General features: G+C 66.0%; 16 protein-coding genes. 2 read left to right on the plus strand and 14 right to left on the minus strand.

Annotated features, from left to right (window positions below):
* Positions 1–11 precede the first annotated feature (11 nt).
* From O3299_RS00095 to O3299_RS00120, 6 genes are all read right to left on the minus strand, one after another.
* Entirely contained in the window at positions 12–446 is a 435-nt protein-coding gene (locus O3299_RS00095; RefSeq protein ID WP_305061221.1) for a hypothetical protein, read from the minus strand.
* A complete protein-coding gene (locus O3299_RS00100) occupies positions 443–1,882 on the minus strand; it encodes an efflux transporter outer membrane subunit (RefSeq protein ID WP_305061222.1) in 1,440 nt (479 codons plus the stop codon). The genes O3299_RS00095 and O3299_RS00100 overlap by 4 nt, the downstream gene beginning before the upstream one ends.
* Positions 1,879–2,949: an HlyD family secretion protein gene (locus O3299_RS00105; RefSeq protein WP_305061223.1), complete on the minus strand. Its 1,071-nt coding sequence runs from the start codon at positions 2,947–2,949 to the stop codon at positions 1,879–1,881. The genes O3299_RS00100 and O3299_RS00105 overlap by 4 nt, the downstream gene beginning before the upstream one ends.
* A gap of 27 nt (positions 2,950–2,976) precedes the next feature.
* Positions 2,977–4,512 (minus strand): MFS transporter, encoded by a 1,536-nt coding sequence (locus O3299_RS00110; RefSeq protein ID WP_305061224.1) that lies wholly within the window; start codon positions 4,510–4,512, stop codon positions 2,977–2,979.
* A gap of 102 nt (positions 4,513–4,614) precedes the next feature.
* A complete protein-coding gene (locus O3299_RS00115) occupies positions 4,615–5,535 on the minus strand; it encodes a LysR family transcriptional regulator (protein ID WP_305061225.1) in 921 nt (306 codons plus the stop codon).
* A 78-nt stretch (positions 5,536–5,613) separates the two neighbouring features.
* Positions 5,614–6,312: a UPF0149 family protein gene (locus O3299_RS00120; RefSeq protein ID WP_034785080.1), complete on the minus strand. Its 699-nt coding sequence runs from the start codon at positions 6,310–6,312 to the stop codon at positions 5,614–5,616.
* 104 nt (positions 6,313–6,416) lie between these two features.
* Between O3299_RS00120 and O3299_RS00125 the strand changes: the two genes are divergently transcribed.
* Positions 6,417–7,430: a serine/threonine protein kinase gene (locus tag O3299_RS00125; protein ID WP_305061226.1), complete on the plus strand. Its 1,014-nt coding sequence runs from the start codon at positions 6,417–6,419 to the stop codon at positions 7,428–7,430.
* A 232-nt stretch (positions 7,431–7,662) separates the two neighbouring features.
* Positions 7,663–10,110 (plus strand): hypothetical protein, encoded by a 2,448-nt coding sequence (locus O3299_RS00130; RefSeq protein ID WP_305061227.1) that lies wholly within the window; start codon positions 7,663–7,665, stop codon positions 10,108–10,110.
* A gap of 123 nt (positions 10,111–10,233) precedes the next feature.
* On the opposite strand, the gene O3299_RS00135 is transcribed toward O3299_RS00130, so the two are convergent.
* The 8 genes from O3299_RS00135 to O3299_RS00170 all read right to left on the minus strand — a co-directional run bounded on the left by O3299_RS00135 (position 10,234) and on the right by O3299_RS00170 (position 18,037).
* On the minus strand, positions 10,234–11,187 hold the full coding sequence (locus O3299_RS00135; RefSeq protein ID WP_305053567.1) for a hypothetical protein: 954 nt from the start codon (positions 11,185–11,187) through the stop codon (positions 10,234–10,236).
* A 209-nt stretch (positions 11,188–11,396) separates the two neighbouring features.
* Positions 11,397–11,771 carry a hypothetical protein gene (locus tag O3299_RS00140; RefSeq protein ID WP_046682297.1) on the minus strand — a complete coding sequence of 125 codons (375 nt, stop codon included), beginning with the start codon at positions 11,769–11,771 and terminating at the stop codon, positions 11,397–11,399.
* A gap of 33 nt (positions 11,772–11,804) precedes the next feature.
* Positions 11,805–13,043: a TerD family protein gene (locus tag O3299_RS00145; RefSeq protein WP_305061228.1), complete on the minus strand. Its 1,239-nt coding sequence runs from the start codon at positions 13,041–13,043 to the stop codon at positions 11,805–11,807.
* Positions 13,040–14,026 (minus strand): HpcH/HpaI aldolase/citrate lyase family protein, encoded by a 987-nt coding sequence (locus O3299_RS00150; RefSeq protein WP_305061229.1) that lies wholly within the window; start codon positions 14,024–14,026, stop codon positions 13,040–13,042. Before O3299_RS00150 ends, O3299_RS00145 begins: the two co-directional genes overlap by 4 nt.
* Complete coding sequence (locus O3299_RS00155; protein ID WP_305061230.1) at positions 14,019–15,119, minus strand: cysteine protease StiP family protein; 1,101 nt, start codon at positions 15,117–15,119, stop codon at positions 14,019–14,021. Before O3299_RS00155 ends, O3299_RS00150 begins: the two co-directional genes overlap by 8 nt.
* The gene (locus tag O3299_RS00160; protein WP_305061231.1) at positions 15,116–15,868 is read right to left on the minus strand and encodes an HAD family hydrolase; all 753 of its coding nucleotides are present in this window, start codon (positions 15,866–15,868) and stop codon (positions 15,116–15,118) included. The genes O3299_RS00155 and O3299_RS00160 overlap by 4 nt, the downstream gene beginning before the upstream one ends.
* Positions 15,846–17,003, minus strand: coding sequence for a phosphoribosyltransferase domain-containing protein (locus O3299_RS00165; RefSeq protein ID WP_305061232.1), 1,158 nt, complete (start codon positions 17,001–17,003; stop codon positions 15,846–15,848). Before O3299_RS00165 ends, O3299_RS00160 begins: the two co-directional genes overlap by 23 nt.
* On the minus strand, positions 17,000–18,037 hold the full coding sequence (locus tag O3299_RS00170) for an ATP-grasp domain-containing protein (RefSeq protein WP_305061233.1): 1,038 nt from the start codon (positions 18,035–18,037) through the stop codon (positions 17,000–17,002). The genes O3299_RS00165 and O3299_RS00170 overlap by 4 nt, the downstream gene beginning before the upstream one ends.
* Positions 18,038–18,051 lie beyond the last annotated feature (14 nt).

The raw sequence follows: 18,051 nt of genomic DNA on the forward strand, positions 1-18,051 counted from the left end.
GAATCAATTCGTCACCACACGTCCGTCGTGCGCGGCCGCGCCATCTGGCCGCTGCCCAGCAGCCACACCATCAGCGCGTCGGCCTGTTCGCGCGTGGCCACCACCTCCTGCAGGATGCCGAACGCCTTCATGGCGCCGGCCGCCATCGCCTGCAGGCGCGCGCGCTGTTGCGCGTCCGCCTCGACCGACACCAGGCCCCGGCACAGGGCGGCCAGCGCTGCCTTGTTGTGCTTGAGCCACAGGCCGCGCCGCTTGCGGTCGATGTGCGCTTCATCGCCGCGTTCCTCTTCGAACAGCATGACGAACGGTATGCCATGGCGCAGCAGGGCGTCCATGTCGTTTTCCCACAGCGGGGCATAGCCGGCGACGGCCGTTTCAGGGCGAAAGCGCACGATGGGAAAATCGCTGACGTCGTGGATGGAAAAATGTGCGGGATTCGGTTTCATGGCGTGCTTCCTTGCGATGGGGTTGAAAATGCCTGCCAGCCGCCGCCCAGCGCCTTGTAGACCTGGACCAGCGACAGCGAGGCGGTGGCGCGGCTGTCGACCAGCGCCGCTTCGTTGTTCAACAGCGTGTTTTGCACATGCAGCACGTTGATCAGGTCCGTGCCGCCCTGGCGGTACTGCAGTTCCGCGCTGCCCAGCGCCCGGCGTCCCTGTTTGACGGCTTCATCGAGGCTGGCCTGGCGGCGAGCGTTGGCCTGGTAGCCAGAGAGCGCGTCTTCCACCTCGTGCCAGGCGGCCAGCACTGTCTGGCGGTAGGCGATGGCCGCTTCCTGCTGCTGCGCTTCGCGCAATTGCAGCTTGCCGCGCAGGCGGCCGCCATCGAACAGGGGCACGCTGAAACCGGGGCCGAAGGCGAAGCGCTTGGCGTCCCAGCCGATGTCGGATAGCTGCATCGCCTGCAGGCCGACGCTGCCCGACAAGGTGATGCGCGGATAAAAGTCGCCTTGCGCGACGCCGATGCTGGCCGTGGCCGCGTGCAGCTGCGCCTCGGCGCGGCGGATGTCGGGACGCCGCTCGGCCAGGCTGCTCGGCACGCCCAGCTGCACTTGCAGGGCCACGCCCGGAATGTCCTTGCCCGCTGCCAGTTCCGCCTGCAAGGCTTGCGGCGGCAGCGCCAGCAAGAGGGCGAGGGCATTGCCCAGGCGCGCTTCGCGCTGCTGCAATGGGGGCAGGCGCGCTTCGATGGTGGCCACGTGGGCCGCCGCCTCGGCCTCGTCGAGTTGCGTCGCCGCGCCTTCGCGCAGGCGGATGCGCGTCAGGTCCAAGGTATGGCGGGCGATATCGAGCAGTTGCTGCGTGATGGCCAAGGTCTGCTGCGCGCCGCGCAACTCGATGTAGTCGCGCGCCGTCTCGGCCAGCACGGCCAGCAGCACGCCGCGCTGCGTTTCCACGGCCATGTCGACGCGCGCGTCGGCCGCTTCCACTTCGCGCCGCACGCGGCCCCACAAGTCCAGCTCCCAGGCCGCATCGAGATTGCCTTGCCACAGGCTGTAGGCGGACTGGCCGTTGTGGCGCGACGGGTCGCTCAAGCCTTGTTCGCTGTTGCGCGCGCGGCCATAGCTGCCATTCGCGCCCAGGGACGGGCCTTGCGCGGCGCCGGCCACGCCGCGCGCGGCGCGGCTCTGTTCCAGCCGGCTGCCTGCCGCCAGCACCTCGAGGTTGGCGCCGGCGGCGCGCTGCAGCAGGGAAGACAGGGTGGCGTCGCCAAAGCTGTCCCACCAGCGCTGCTCGATGGCGCCATCCTGGCTGGCGGCGAAACGGGCATCTTCCGCCTGGCGCCATTGCTGTCCCAAGTCGTTGCGCGGGCGCTGGAAGTCGCTGCCGACGCTGCCGCAGCCGGCCAGGCCCAGGACCGTGAAGAGTATCAGTGCTTTCATCGCGCGCTCACCTGTTGCAGCTGTGGATGGCGCATGGCCGTATCGATGCGCACTTCGGCCGACATGCCCACGCGCAGGCGGGCGTCGCCATCCTGGCCGGGATCGAGCGCGATCCTGACGGGAATGCGCTGCACCACCTTGGTGAAGTTGCCGGTGGCGTTTTCCGGCGCGATGGCGGCGAACGTCACGCCCGTGGCGGGCGCGATGCTGTGCACCGTGCCGCGCAGGAGCACGTCCGGATAGGCGTCGACGGCGATGCTGGCGCGCTGGCCCTGGCGCACGTGGGTCAGCTGGGTTTCCTGCAGGTTGGCGACGACGAAGCTGCGGTTCAATGGCACCACGGCCATCAGGCTGGCGCCGGGCGCCACCAGGGCGCCGACGCGCACGGCGCGGCGTCCGACGATGCCGTCGATGGGGGCGCGCAGCTGCGTATGCGACAGATCAAGTTCGGCACGTTGCAGGCTGGCGCGGGCGCGCAGCAGGGCCGCTTCGGCCGCGCCTTGCTGCGCCTGCAGAATGTCCGTCTGCTTGCGGGTGGAGACGAGGGCGGCGCGGTTTTGCGCCAGGCGCGCGCGGCTTACGTCGAAGCGCGATTGCGCCTGTTGCGCATTCTGCACGCTGCCTGCGCCCTGGCCTGCCAGGTGCTGCGAGCGGGCCAGCTCTTGCTGCGCCAGTTTGTCTTCCGCCTGGTTGGCGTCGACCAGGGTCGTGGCTTGCTCGATCACCGATTGCTGGCGCTGCAGGGTGGCGCGGGCATTCGCCAGTTGCGCTTCGGCGCCGGCTACCTCGGCGCGGGCCGAGGCGGCGGCGGCCTGGTAGTCGCGGTCGTCGATGCGGGCCAGCAGCTGACCTGCCTTGACAGTCTGGTTGTCTTCCACCAGCACTTCCCGCACGATGCCGCCCACCTTGGGGGAAAGCACGGTGTAGTCGGCGCTGACAAAGGCGTCGTCGGTGGCTTGTTCGTCGCCACGGGCGAACAGCAGTTGCCAGGCGCAAAAGGCGAGGGCGCAGGCCAGCAGGGCCAGGCCGAGAAGAAATGCGCGTGAGCGCAGTATGGGTGTTTGCATGGTGAAGCTCTTTCGTAAAAATGGAAATCAGGAGGCGCGTGGAGGGAATACGCGCGTCGGCAGGATGGGAATGATCAGGATCATGGCCAGCGCGATGGCGGCCACGGTGAGGTACAGGTCGGACGAGGTCAGGGTGACGACTTGCGCATGCATGCGCTGCGCAATTCCCGCCATGTCCACGCCGGCCGGCAGGTTGCCCAGGCGCTCGCTGAGCACCGTCGAATGAAAATGGTTGCGGCGCGTGATCAGCGCATCGAGCACGCCGGTGGCGACGACGGCCGACATGCCCTTGATGGTGTTGAACCAGGCCGAGGCGAAAGGGCCGTCCTGCGGCGCCAGGCCCGTGGTGGCCAGCAGCAGCAAGGGAATCACGGCCATCGGTTGCGCAAAGATCTGCACCGCCTGCAGCAGGTAGAAATGCGTGCGGATCCAGTCCGGCGACATGCGCGCGCCGAGCACGCAGGACAGGGCCAGCAGGGCCAGGCCGATGGCCAGCACCCAGCGGCAGTCGACGGCGCGGATATTGCACAGGGCGGCCACCAGCGGCAGGGCGATCAACTGCGGCAGCGCCACCATCAGCATCACGGGCGCCGTTTGCAGCGGGCGGTAGGCGTGCACCTGCGCCAGGTAGGACGAGGGAATCAGGATCACGGCCAGCAGCACGAACAGCACGCCGCCCAGGGTCAGCAGGGCGTGGCTGAGGTTGCGCCGTGACAGCAGCTGCAGCTTGAAGAACGGCAGCGGATGCGACCATTCGTTGATGAAGAACAAGACGAGCAGCAACAGGCCGCCGCCCAGCAGCACGCAGATCAGCGGCGAGGCGAACCACGCCAGGCGCTCGCCCTGCAGCAAGCCCACCACCAGCATGCTGATGGCGGGCAAGCCAAGCAGCAAGCCGCGCCAGTCGAACTGGCGCAAGCGCTCCAGGCGCAGCGGGTCTTGCGGCAAGCCCCAGGACACCATCAGCAGGGCGACGATGCTGCCCGGGACGACTTGCCAGAACGCCCATTGCCAGCCCAGATATTCCGTCCAGAAGGCGGCCAGCGGCGTGCCCAGGCTGGGACCGAAGGTGGCGCTCAACGCGTAGCCGCCCAGGCCATACAGCTTGATGTTCGGCGGCAGGAAGCGCAGCGCCACCGTCATCAGCATGGGCGGCAGGGCGCCGCCGGCCGCGCCCTGCACCACGCGCAGGACCATCAGCACGGACAGGTTCGGCGCGAACGGACAGAGTACGCCGGCGGCCATGCAGACGAGGATGGCGGCGGCCGTCAGCCGGCGCAGCGAAAAGGTGACGGAGCACCACGGCGCGAACGCCATGGCCGATACCGAGGCGGCCGCATACAGGGCGACGAGCCAGCTGGCGTCGTCGCGCGCGATGCCCATGGCGCCGCGGATGTCGGCCAGCGCGACCTTGGTGATGTTTTCATTCAGGCCGGACACCAGTACGGCCAGCAGCACGCCGGCCAGGCCCGTGGCCAGGCGCAGGCCAAAAACGGGGGGCGCGGGCGGTGAAGGGGGAGGCGGCGCCGTCGGGACGGCGCCGGGTAGTAGTACAGCGGACACAGGGAACTCCGTGGATGAGAATCAGTCCACGCAGTATAGGTAGCCGTTAATCTTGTGAAAATTGATAATTAATGAAGTCTGAATTGCGTCTGGCGCAATGATTCAGGTGTCCGGCGGCGCGCTGGCGCACAGCTCCTTGATCATGCGGCGCAGCCAGCGGTGCGCGTGGTCGTGGTCGAGGCGCGGGTGCCAGGCCTGGAAGACGTCCACGCTGTCGACGGGGATGGGCAGCTGGAAGGTGCGCAGCCTCAAGCCCAGGCGCTCGACGATGGCCAGCAGGGGCGTGGGCATCAGCGGCAGCAGCAGGCGCGAATCGGCCACGGCGAAGATGGCGGACTGGAAGTTGGGGCTGATCAGCGACACCCGGCGCATGTAGCCCCGCTCGGCCAGGGCCGTGTCGAAGGGGCCGCGCGCCAGGCCGCGCCGCGAGACGCTGATATGTTCGTACTCGGTAAAGCTGTCCAGGTTGACGGGGCCGTCGAAGATCGGGTGGTCGCTGCGGGCGATGCCGACAAAGCCGGTGGTAAACAGCTGCTGCAGCTTGATGTCGGGCGCAAAGGCGCGCCGCGCGCTGATGTACAGGTCGACGCGGCCCGCGTGCAGGGCGTCGTTTTCCGTGGCGCCATCGCCTTCGGGCACGAAGCGCAGCACCGTGAGCGGCGCATGGCTGGCCAGCAGGTCGCGCAGCTTGCCGCCGTAGGCGCCGACAAACACGTCGTTGGCGCACAGGCTGAAGGTGCGTTCCAGGGTGCGCAAGTCCACTTCGCGGCCGGACGTGAAGATGGCGTGCGCCTGTTCCACCACGCCGCGCACCTGTTCGCGCAATTCCAGCGCGCGCGGGGTGGGCGCCAGGCCGCGCCCGGAGCGCACGAAGACAGGGTCGCCGATGGCGTCGCGGATGCGCGCCAGGGTGCGGCTCATGGCCGGCGCGCTCAAATTCATGCGCCGCGCCGCGGCCACGGCGCTGCCTTCCTCGAGCAGGATATCGAGGGCGACGAGCAGGTTCAGGTCGGGGAGTTTCATGCGCCGATTATAGCCCGGGGGCCAACGTCGGCGATGCGCCGGCAGGACGCCGGCGCATCAGGGGATGCTGCTGCGGGATTACTCGGCTGCCGGCTCGGCGCCGCAGCATTTCTTGAACTTCTTGCCGCTGCCGCAAGGGCAGTCGTCGTTGCGGCCCACTTTCGGTTCTTCGCGCTTCATGGTTTGCACGGGGGCCTTGCGGCGCGGGACCCAGAAACGGTGGATGGCCGGCAGGTTCGCTTCCAGTTCCTGCGCCAGCTTGTGCGCCTTGACCGGGTCTTCCACCAGTTTCAGCTCTTCTTCCTTGATTTCGTCGGCGCCCAGCAGGTAGATAGGCTGCATCAGCTCGGCCACTTCGGAATCCCAGATTTCGTTCCACGAACCGGGACGCAGTTCCATGCCGTCCCAGAAGCCCCAGCACCAGGCTTCGGCGTCGATCAGGGTCTGGCCTTCGTAGTCGTGTTCGACGAACAGGGCTTCGAACTCCTTCGGCGCCACTTCAAACGTCACCAGCACTTCGTTCATGAAGCGCATGATCAGGTTGACGATGCGCTCTTCTTCCTTGCTGTTCTTGAATTTCGGCGCATCTTCGGCATCCTCGCCCCACACGCGCGGCAACCATTCGGCCGGCATGATCGGTTCCGGGCCGATGGCGACGGCCGTCAGATAGCCGTGCAGCATATCCATGGTCATCGCGTCTTCGGAGCAGCGCTCCGACAACAGGAATTGGTCTAATTCGTCGAATTCTTTTTCTGATAATGGCTGTTCGAGTTGCATGGCTTGCTCTTTGTATTGAATGTAAGCCGCCAGTATACGCCTTGCGGCGCTTCATCACCGAAGTGTTTGCACCGGCGGCCCGCGCGCGCCTTACAATGTCGCTTATGCACAATGAAAACCAGCCGCACGAGGACGACCGGCCCGTCCATCCTTTTTCCGCCCTGAGCCCCGATTGCGTGCTCGACGCCCTCGACAGCGTGGGGCTGCGCGGTGATGGCCGTCTGCTGGCCCTGAACAGCTATGAAAACCGCGTCTACCAGGTGGGCATCGAAGACAGCGCGCCCCTGGTGGCCAAGTTCTACCGCCCCGTGCGCTGGAGCGATACGGCCATCCTGGAAGAACACGCGTTCGTGTCCGAACTGGTCGAGCGCGAAATCCAGGTGGTGCCGGCGCTGGAAATCAACGGCAGCACCCTGCACCAGTATCAGGGCTTCCGCTTTGCCGTCTTCCCCCGCCACGGCGGCCGCGCGCCCGAGCTGGGCGACCCGGCGACCCTGGAATGGATAGGGCGCTTCATCGGCCGTATCCACGCCGTCGGCGCGCTGTCCACCTACAAGGAGCGGCCGGCGCTCGATCACCAGACGTTCGGCGTCGAGCCGCGTGAATTCTTGCTGGAAGGTAATTTCTTGCCGCCCGAACTGCTGGCTGCGTATTCCAGCGTGGCACAGCAGGCGCTCGACGGCGTCAAGCGCTGCTATGACCGCGCGGGCGACGTGGCCGTGCTGCGCACGCATGGCGATTGTCATGGCGGCAACGTGCTGTGGACGGATGCGGGCCCCCATTTCGTCGATTTCGACGACAGCCGCATGGGCCCGCCCATCCAGGACCTGTGGATGATGCTGTCGGGCGAGCGGGGCGACATGGTGCGCCAGATGAGCGACATCCTGGCCGGCTACGAAGATTTTTGCGATTTCGACCCGCGCCAGTTGTACCTGGTCGAAGCGCTGCGCACCCTGCGCCTGATCCATTATTCGGCCTGGCTGGCGCGCCGCTGGGACGATCCCGCCTTCCCCGTCGCCTTCCCGTGGTTTAACACGCAGCGCTACTGGCAGGACCGCATCCTCGAGTTGCGCGAACAGGTGGCCTTGATGGATGAAGCGCCATTGTGGCCTGTTTAAGCGCGCGATAAAACACCCATGGCGGCGTTGCATTGCCTAGGCGTACTATTCGTACTGCCTTCGGCAATGCGCCTTGCCCTGAGCATTTTCTCGGACGCTTAAATCCCTGGCAAATCCTGAAAAGAGCGGTAAAACAGGCTCTTCTTGCCGCGCTGATTTGTGCATGCCTGTTCGATAATGGTGGTAATAAATTCCCATAAGCAACGGAATTCACCCGAATAAGCGAGAAATCATGCAAGCACAGCAAAATCAGCGCCAGGCCGCCTCCCTCACCGTCGCGTATTCCGCAGACGACGAGTTCGACCAGGACAGCATGGTCTCGCTGCATGATTTCAAGGACCTAGAGCGCAAGGTTGACGTACCTGCGCCAGCAGCTGTTCCTGAGGTTCCCGTCGCCGCGATGCCCGAACCGCAAGCCGAACCGGCAGCGGAAACCGACGCCAGGGCGCCCGCCGCCGAACGCCAGAAAATGGAATTGAAAGCCATCCACGAGGCGATTGCCCGCGTGGAAGCGGAAGCGAAGGCCACCTGCGCCGCCGAAAGCCGGGCGCTGGCCGAGGCGCGCGTGCGCTCGCTGGCCGAGGACCGCGCCGCCATCGACGCCGCCGCCGCTGCGGCCGCGCAGCAAAATGCGCAGGCGGCCGAAGAGGCGATTGCCGCCAACCGTGAACGTCTCGATACCATGCGCGCCGCCGCGCAAGCCAGCGTGGCCCGCCTGGAAGCCGTCAAGCAGGAAACGGCCGAACTGCGCGCCCGCGTGGAGTCGGACAATGAAATCCGCCTGGCCGCCGAACAGCGTGCGCGCGCCGAACAGGAAAGCCGCTTGCGCGCCAGCGAGCAGGTGGCCGTGCAGTCGGAACTGGCCGAACAGGCCGCCCGCGCCGCCGAAGAATTGCAGGTGCAGACGGAGCAGGCGCGCCTGCAGGCCGTCGAGCGCGTCGCCGCCGTGCAGGCGGCCAAGGAAGAAATGGTGGGCATCGCCTCGGCCGACGCCAGAGTCGCCGTGCTGGCCCGCGAGCGCGAACGCCATGCGCACGGTGCGCGCCAGACGGCGCAGATGCTGGCCGAGGCGGAAAGCGAAGCGCTGGACTTGACGGTGCAGCGCGAGCGCGCCGACCAGATCGCGCTGGAATCGGCCTTCAACCGCGCCGCCGCCGAAGTGCGCGCCCTGGAAGAAGCGCGCGCGCTGGCGCACCTGGAGCAGGAACGCGAAGCCATCGCCCTGGCGCAGGCGGAATCGGAACGCCACGCGGCGCAATCCCTGCGTTTGCGCCTGCAGACGGAAAAGGAATTGCGCGACGCGGCCATCCACCGCGAGCGCCTGGAAATGGTCGCCGTGGCCAGCGCGCAAGCGCGCCGCGATGCCGACGTGCGTATCCTGGCCGCCACCGAGGCGCGCATCGAGGTGGACCGCCAGCTGCGCGCCGTGGCGCTGGCCCGCGTCACCGCCGAACAGGATGCGGAAATCGCCGGCCATGCCAAGCTGGAGGCGGAAACGGCCGCACTGGAACAGACCAAGGCACGCGAAGCGGCCGAGCAGGCAGCTGCCGTCGCGGCGGCCCGCGAACTGGAAGAGCAGCAGCGCGCCGCCAGCCTGGCGCATGAACGAGCCGAACTGGCGCGCCAGGCGGCGGAACTGGCGGCCAGCCAGAACGACGCCGAGCAGGCCGAGGTCGATGCCGGGAAAGCAACTTTAGCCGCGCAGGAACAGGCAGCGCAACTGGCGCAGGAAAAAGCCTTGCAGGCCGAGCAGCTGCTGCAGGCGGAACAGGAACGCCTGGCCGCCGAACAAGCTGCCATCGCCGCCTTGAAAGAGAAACTGGAAGCGGAAGCGCTGGCGTGCAACGCGGCGCAGGAACGCATCGCTGCCGAAGGCGCGCAGGCTGAACTGCTGCGCGGCCAGCATGCGGCCGAACTGGCCTTGCAGGAAGCGGCGCAAAAAGAAGCCGACGCGATCCGCATCCTGATGGACCAGGCGCTGGTCGAAGGCGAGCAGAAAGCCGCCGCCGCGCAAGCCGTGCAGGCGCAGGCGCGCCTGGCCGTGGAACTGGGGCAGGTGCACAGCGAGCGCGCCCGCGTGGAAGAAGACAAGGCGCAAGCCGCCGAAGCGCTGCTGGCGTCCGAGCGCGATTTCGTCGCGGCCGAACGCGAGTCGCTGGCGCTGATTGCGCAAAAACTGGTGCAGCAGCGCCAGACCAGCGGCGCCGAAGAGCGCGCCTCGCAAGCCATCGCGGGTCGTCTGGAAGCGGAAAAGCAGGCGACGGCGGCAGCCGACGCGCGCGCCGTATTGGAACAGCAGGCGCTGGACGCCATGCGCCAGCGCGAGCAGCTGGAACTGGCCGCGCAGCAGGCCGCCAGTGAGAAGCTTGCTGCACAGCAAGCCTTGCTGGCCAGCGCCCAGGCCCACGCCGCCCTGCAGCGCAAGGCGGCGGAGACCACGCGCGCGATGGCCGAGGCCAAGCAGCAATTGCTGGAGATGGAAACGGCGCGCGCGCAGCAGCAGGAGCGCGAACTGGCCGCCCTGCGCGCCAGCCTGGAGCAGCCGCAAAGCGCGTTTTCCAGCTCCTTGAGCGCCGCCCGCGCGAAAGCCGAACAAGTCAGTTCGGCCAGTTTGACGCGCGAAGTGATCGAGCGCCTGACGCAGCCGAATGACGCGGGAGCCGTCTGGCGCTCACGTTGAAGGCCTGAAAACCCGATAACACCCGGGGTCGGACCTTAACGGGGAAACGCAGTCCAATGGACTGCGTTCCAATCGCGCTGCGACCGACCCCAGTCCCAGGTTTGGGTTACGTCTGCATCTCCCTCAAAACTTCCGTCCCACCCCCACCAGTAGCACATCCGCATCGCGGTGATAATCGGTGATGACCCGGTTCCACGCCACTTGCGCCACCCAGCGGCGGTCGACGTGGTAGCGGGCCACGGCCGACAGCAAGCCTGTCAGGCGCGTGCCGTGGCCCTGGCTGTCGCGCCCGTCCCACGCCACGTAGGGGCCGCCGCCCATGCCGAATTCCACCTTTTCATTGAGCGAGCGGATCAGCCACAGCTGGGCGGCCGCGCCGCGCCGGTGCGCCAGGTCGGTGTTGCCTTCATCGAGGGCGGTGATGGTCCAGTCCACGTATTTTCCCGCCGCGCGCCGGTATTCCAGGGTGAAGGGGCGCGAGGACTCGGAGCGCAGGCTGTTGACGATGGTGTGGCCCGTCGCCAAGGTCAAGGTGTCGTCGTACGCCCAGTTTTGCAAGTGCAGCTTGGCGCCCGGCACGCCGTCATAGCGGTAGCCGGCGCCGAGCAGCAGGTGCGTGGTGTTGTCCTTGCCGTCCGGCTTGATGCGGTTGAGCTGCGCTTGCGCATACCAGCGGTTGTCGAATTGCCAGCGTGCCTGCAGGCTGACGATGGAGCCCCAGCCGTGGTCATTGTCGAAGTTATGCAGGCCGTCGTCGGTCCTGGCCGTGTCGAAGAAGAAGTAGCGGCCCACGCCGGCGCCCAGCATCAGGCCTTGCTCCACTTTTTTCGTGCGCAGCCAGGCCTGGCCTGCCATGCCGTCGCGGTGATGGTCTTGCGGATGGCCCTCGTTGATGTAGGACAGGCTGACGGCATTGTAGTTGCCCACCGGCTGCGTGTAGCTGACGGCGGCCACAAAGGTGCGCTCACTGGTCGAGCTGACTTTCAGGGCGCCGGCCATGCCGGACAAGTCCTGTGCCCGGGCGGACAGGGGGTGCGAGGCGGCCAGCAGCGCCAGGGCGATGAATGGTATGCGCATGACGTTTCCAGTGACGGGTGAATACACGCTAACGATCGGCTGGCGGAGCGACATGCGATGGCACAAGAATCTTGCACATTGACTACATTTGTAAACTGTTCAGCCAGAACTCGTCACAAGTGTACAAGAAAGTGAGAATGTGTGAGGCGCCGGCCTGGAAGGGCTGGCCGGCGCGGGATTGCTGGACTTGCGGGCGTATTGCTGTCTTATTACTGGCTCAATACGACTTTATCGGCAAAATATTCCGTCTCGCCGAAGCATTGCGTGGGCACGCCCTTGTGCTGGCTGTAGGTGACGAGGATGCGCTTGCCGGCGGCCGCCGTCAATTGCTTCGCCACTTCTTCATCGCGCACGCTGAACTGGAATTTTTCCGGGATGGTGCCCGGCAGCGCCGTCAGCAGCAATTCACCTTCCCATGTCTTGCAGATCCAGCCCCGCTTGGAGAACTTTTGCAGGTAGCCCGCCCGTTCGCCTTCCGAGTACGAGAAGCTGAGGGCCATCCACGTGTAGGCTGCCAGCAGCAGGAAGCCGGCCACGAGGAAGATGGCGAAGGCGAAGGTGACTTTTTTGGTCGTTGGGGTCATGTTGGGAGGTGAATTGTTTAATTGGAGAAAGAATTAATCTTTCCGTCCGGCTTTCCAGTTGAGACCAAAGTTGTAGCGCTCGTCCATCGCCTGGTGCGCCGTGATTTTACCTTGGCCGCCGAAGTATTCCACCAATTTTGTCACCTGCAGGTTGCCGCCGTGGTTTTCCAGCATGGCGATGGCGCACATGGCGTGCTGGCTGTCGCTGTCGAGGCGCACTTCCACGGTTGGCTGGCCGGGAATCTCGATCGTCACGACGCCATCCGTGGCGGCCCAGTTCGGCACGCCTTCGTAGATGAACGCGTACACGAGCACGCGCTTGATCTGGTCGAAATGGGTGCCGTTGATGAAGATGTTTTCGCCGCTGCTGACGCTGCCCGTGCGGTCGTCGCCTTCCAGGTGGATGTACGGCGGACGGTCATATGCGCCCCAGCTGTTGCCCAGCGCCTGCACGGCGCTCTTGGCGCCGTTGCTCATTTCGAACAGACAGCCGATATCGAGGTCGATGCCGCCCGCACGGCCGGCCGGCTTGTTGAACAGCTTGCCGAGGAAGCCCGTGTCCAGCTTCGAGGCGGGCGCCTGGCCCTGCGACGCGTTCTGGTTCCAGTTCAGGTTGACGCGGATGCGGCCATAGCCGCCGCTGTCGCGCTTGTCGAGCGAAATCTTGTCGCCGCGCTTTTCCAGGCGGATCTTCGACAGCGAGATTTTATTCGCCGCCGGCGGGGCCGCTGGCGCAGGCACGGGAACCGGCGCCGGGGACGATTGCGCCGCCTCGCTGCCGCCGAAGTGCTTCAGCAGCGCCGCCAGGCCGCCCGCGAAACCCTGGCCCACGGCGCCGAAGCGCCAGCTGCCGTCGCGGCGATACAGTTCGCCGATGATGACGGCTTTTTCGTCCTGGAAGTCATTGCCCGTGAAGGCAAACGTGGCCGCCTGGCCCAGCGCCATGCTGGAATTTCCCAGCGCGCGCATGCTGCCCTGTTCCGTCGCCGCCGTGAAGACCAGCTTGTCGATGGAGGCGGGCAGGCGGGAAAGGTCGACCTGGAAGGTGGAGCGGGGGCCGTTCAGCTCCACTGTGATGGCGTTGTCCGGCGCGCTTTTCTGGTTGAAGAACACCATGTAGCGGTCGTCCGACAGCTTGCCGGCCGCATCGACGCCGAAGCAGCTGACGTCCACTTCCATCGAACCCGATACGATATCGAGCGTGACGGCAAACGGGCCATTCAAGCCCAGGTCAGCCAGTTTGCCTTTTTGTCCGCGTGTGAAATTGGTCATGGTCGTGCAATCCCTTCGTCGCTTGAGAGTTGAGTCAATGAGGTAGTCGGTGCGTGCGCCGGCGCCGTGTCGGCCGCGTGGCGGATGCCGAACAGGCGCGCCTGCTCGATGATGCGCTGCGCCCAGCTGCTGTGCGTGGCCACTTCGCACATCGATTCCTGCATGCGGAACACGGCCGGGCTGTCCGGATCGATGATGCGCAGCGCCAGTTCGATGTCCGACTGCGCCACCTGGTAGTGGCGTTCGATCTGCGGCACCTGGTCCGGGTGGATGGCCGTCTTGGCGATCATGCCGTGCGCCATGTCCTGCGCCACTTCCGCGTCCAGCCAGCTGCCTTGCGACAGGTGCTCGAAGACGGGCGCCGTCAGCTGGAAGCCGTGCGGCTTGAAGATGGTCACCAGGCGGCCGATGACCTGTCCCAGCGGGGTTGAATAGATGGTGCCGCTGGTAGGGCGGCGCAAGCCCAGCAGGGCCAGCAGATCGTTGCCGCCGATGCGCAGGGCCAGGATGCGGCGGCGCACTTCCGGCGCCGACAGGAGGAGGCGGAACTGCTTCATCTCCTCGTCGTCGAACACTTCCGCCGTTTCCAGGGTCGGCATCAGCAAATGGTGCGTGTGGCGCACCAGCTCGAAATACGCGGCGAAGTTGTGGCGCGTGGACTTGGGCAGCACGAAGCCGCTCAATTTGTCGGCGCCGGGCATGGACAGTACGCGCGCCAGCACTTCGAGATTACGTACGCGCACGAAGCGCAAGGTATCCGATTCGGCACCCATGTTTTGCAGCGCCAGCGACAAATTGAACAGGGCGTAACTGAGGTCGCGTTCCGCGATGGCGTCTTCGGTGCAAAGTATGACCGAACGCAAATGGCTGAATTTGTCGCCATTGGCGATCGCCAGCAAGTCCTTGTGCGTGGTCGGCACATACATGGAGGCGCCCAGCGCCGCCTTGTGTTTGCTTTGCGGGTGTAGGGAGTTGTTATCCATCGACTGCGCTCCTGATAAGGGCGACCGCCTGGTAAGGCAGCGCCGGTTCTACTGTGACGGGTATGGCTTTTTCCTGCGCCAGAAGCAGCAAATGTGCCACGTCCGGCGCATTCGTGTCGCGCACGATCAGGCGCTCGGGCACGCGGCGCAGCAGCACGCGGGTCGCTTCGCCGATGCCTGGCTTGATCAGGTTGATGTCGCTGATGCCGTACTCTTGCTGTGCCGCGGCCATGTAGGCTTGCGAGCGGGCCGCCATGGCTGGCGCATCGCTCGCTTCGGCCAGCGGGATGCCGCTGCTGGCGGCAATCGCCACGGCGTCGGCCACGAGGCCGTCGGCGAAGGCGCGCGACTGGTCGTGCTGTTCGAACTGCGCGTAGTACACGCAGCCGTGGAAGTCGTCCGGGCCGATGGCTTCATTCAACACGGAGCGGCTGACCAGGCCCGAGACGGTGGCATTCAAAATGCTTGACGGGATCAGGTAGTCGCTGGCCGAGGCGGCGCAGGCGGCCGTGCCGGCCAGGTCGGACAGCACGAACAGGCCGCCGTCGATGGCCGTGCCATGCGCCGCGTTGAAGTCGTTGACGGTCTGGCGCAGTTCGCGCGAAATCACGCCCTTGCCCGTCCAGCCGTCGACGAAGACGAGAGAGGCGTCACTGTGGCCCTGCGCCAGGATGTGCTGCAGGGCGTTCGCGTCGATGCCGCGGTCGCGGATGATGGAGACGGAATAATGCTGGCACTCGCGCTGGAACACCTGGCGCAGCAAATGGCCCAGGATGACGCCCACGGGCGTGCCGGCGCGCGCCAGCGACACCAGGGTGATGGGCCCCGTGCGGCGCGCCGCGATCAGGGCCGCCAGGCGCAGGCAGTCGCGCGCCATCTGCAGGCGGTTGGCCGCGAACGCGCTCTGGAACAGGGCCAGGTAGGCGGGCGAGGGCAAGGACTCGGGTGACAGCATTTCGCTGTAGTGGCGCTGGCCCGACTGGATCAGCCGCTCCTTTTCGGCCAGGTCGAGGATGGGTTCGAGCGCCATCGGCGTGAGCAAAAATTCCACGTCTTCCTGCCGGTAGCTGCCGCTGAAATGCTGCCTGGTCATAGCGCCGCCACCGTAAGTGCCGCCAGCTGGGTGCCGTTGGGGATGATGGCGTAGTCGCAGGCGGCCATGAAGCGGGCGTCCGAACGGCTGTCGCCCATGCCGAAGCTGACGATGGGGCCGTGTTCGGCTTCCAGTTCCGCGCGCAGGTAAGCCACGGCGCGCGCCTTGTTCAGGGTCTTCGGCAGCACGGCCAGGTTGTTGCCGTTGCGGTGGATGAAGTAGTCGCTGCCTTCCGTGGCGATCCACTGCTGCAGCACCTGCTCTTCAATGTCGGCCAGGCGCTCGCCGCGCGCTTCATGGTCCTTGACGACGATGTAGAACGGCGTGTTGTAGTCCTCGATCAGGCGCGCGCGCGAGGGCATGCCCGTTTTGGCCTGGAAATCGTCGATGATGCGCATGGCGTCCCGCAGGCCGGGCAAGGCCGTCTGCATGTCGTCCTGCATCAGGGACAGCCAGCCCGCATCGAGTGCGCCGCCCGGCTGCAGCACGATGCCGCCGTAATCGAGTACGCTGTAGCTGGTAAACGGCAGGTCGACCCGGCGGAAGGCGTCGCCATTTCTCGCCGTGGCGGGAATCAGGGTCATGCCGCTTTGCGCAAAGTCAAAGAAGGCGCGCTGGCGCGCCGTCGTAAACGAGCAGGCGTCGCCATTTTTCAGATAGGCGGCAGGCTGCAGGTCGGTCTCGCCGGCGCATTTTTTCGGGGTCTGGAACAGTGTGTCGTCCAGATCAACAAACAGGAATTTCTTCAATTTTGGTCTCTGACTGAAAGTGGAACAGGCGGCCATTCAACTGGCCGGCGAGTTGCATGAGGGCCGGGCTGGCCGGGGTTTCATGGCAGATAAAAACGTGCTGGTACTGGCCAGGCGCCACGTTGTACAGGTAATTGGCGATGCCTTCGCCGTAATTGTCGTCGCAGCGGACGATGTGGCCGACGGAACCCCACGACAGGATGGGCGAGCGCGTGGTCGATTGCACCACCACGTTCTTGCCCAGGCTTTCCAATTCGCGCGCCAGCAGGAACGATGGATGCATGAATTCGCCCGTGCCCAGCACCAGCACGGAATCGCCGGCGCCGATTTCCTGCGCCAGCTGCACCGCCAGGCCTTGCGGCGGATTCAAGGCGCGGCCCACGCCGATGCGCCCGAACGCGGGGCTGGCGCCCCGTTCCGCATTCGCCTCGAAGCGCTGCGCGCTGGCCGCCACGGGTGCCGGCGCAGCGCCGGCCTGGAAGGCGTAGTGGCCGGACAAGGCTGCGCCTATGCTGGTGGGCAGGCCGAAACGCTCACTCAAGCCCGCGTTGGCTGCCTGGCCCATGAAATTGGTGATCACGCCCAGGTGCAGTTTTTCCAGCTGCGGATAGCGCGCGCGGCACACTTGCACCAGGTTGGCGAAGGTGTTGCCGGTCGACGCTTCATCGTCGATCAGCACCAGGCTGCGCGCAGTGGAAAACAGGGCGCTGGCCGCGTCCGACAAATGCAGGAACTGGCGCGGCGCGTGGCTGTGCGATTCCTCGAATTCGAAGAAGGGCACGCTGCCCACGCGGTAGCGCGAGCTGTGCAAGAACAGGGCCTTGCCATTCGGATTGGCGCGCAGCCATGCCTCGAACACGCCCTGGCCCAGGCCGACGGCCGTTTCCGCCATGGCGATGAAGACCACGGGACCGGGCAGGCTGGGGGGAATCTGCGCGGCCAGGTCGTCGTGGATGGTTTGCATGGCGCGCGGCGTGACGGGCCAGTGCTTGCCCAGCACCTTGGACAGGAACAAAAAGCCCCGCTTGGCGTTGGCGCGCGCGGCAAAGCCGATCAGCCAATCCAGCGGAAAGCGCGCCTCGTCCACTTTCAAGGTCAGTTCGCCCGTGGGCATCTGCTGCTTGACGAGGTTCATGGCAGCTCCACGGCGTAGGCGGCTTCGCCCACGCGCATGCCTTCCTGGATGGCGGGCACGGTGAGCTTGTCAAAGCCCTGGTCGAAACCGGCCAGCGCCAGGTAGGGCAGGTTGGGACCGGCCGCGCACGCCATGCCGATGCCGCCCGACATGCGCGGGTTGATCTCCAACAAGGCCAGGCCATTCGCGCCTTCGCGGAACTGGATGTTGAAGACGCCATTCAGGCGGTAGTCGCGCGCCAGTTTGTCGCAGGCCGCCAGCAAGTCGGCGCGCAGCTCGATCAGCTGGCCGCTGCCGCCCCCGTGCAGTTTCTTGCGCGGCACGGCGCAAATGAGCTTGCCCTGGTCGGCGACGCAGTCGGCGCTGTATTCGTGGCCATCGAGGTATTCCATCAGCAGCAGGGTCTTGAACGATGCCATCTGCGCCAGGCCGTTGCGCAGCTCTTGCGCATTGATCTGGTAGGCGGCGCCGGCCAGCAGCAGCTGGGCGCTGGTGCGCTCTTCATCGAGAATGGCAAAGCCCAGGGCATACACGGATTCGGACGGCTTGATGCACAGCTTGCGATGCAGCGGACGCAGTTCGGCGCAGGCGGCGTCGTATTCGGCGATGTTTGTGACGGCGCGGTAGTCGGCAGGGCGCGCCATGGGCAGATCGAGGCCGTCGCAGAAGCGCGCCTTGTCATGCATCAGGGTCAAGGTCTCTTCGCTGGCCACGCTGAGCACGCGCGTGCCGATGGCGGCGAAGCGCGCGCTGGCGCTGCCGATCAGGCCAGCTTCCTTGCCGGGCCAGAAAATCGTGATGCCCCGGTCGCGGCAAAATTCCAGGCACCACGCGACATAATCGAGACCCGTGAGGCCGGACGGTTCGACCGCGTATTCGTGGGCCGCCAGGAAGGCGGCCGCGTGCGCGTTCGTATTGCTGCATACGAGGTGATAGCGGGGCGCACCGTTTGTCGCGGCCATATCGGCCTCGCGGATCAGGCGCATGGCCGTGCCGACCGAGGAAAATGTTTTGTTGAACCAGACTCTTTGCATGTACGGGGACCGGG

The organism is Janthinobacterium sp. SUN176 (assembly GCF_030587335.1).
GTDB classification, from domain to species: Bacteria; Pseudomonadota; Gammaproteobacteria; order Burkholderiales; family Burkholderiaceae_D; genus Janthinobacterium; species Janthinobacterium kumbetense.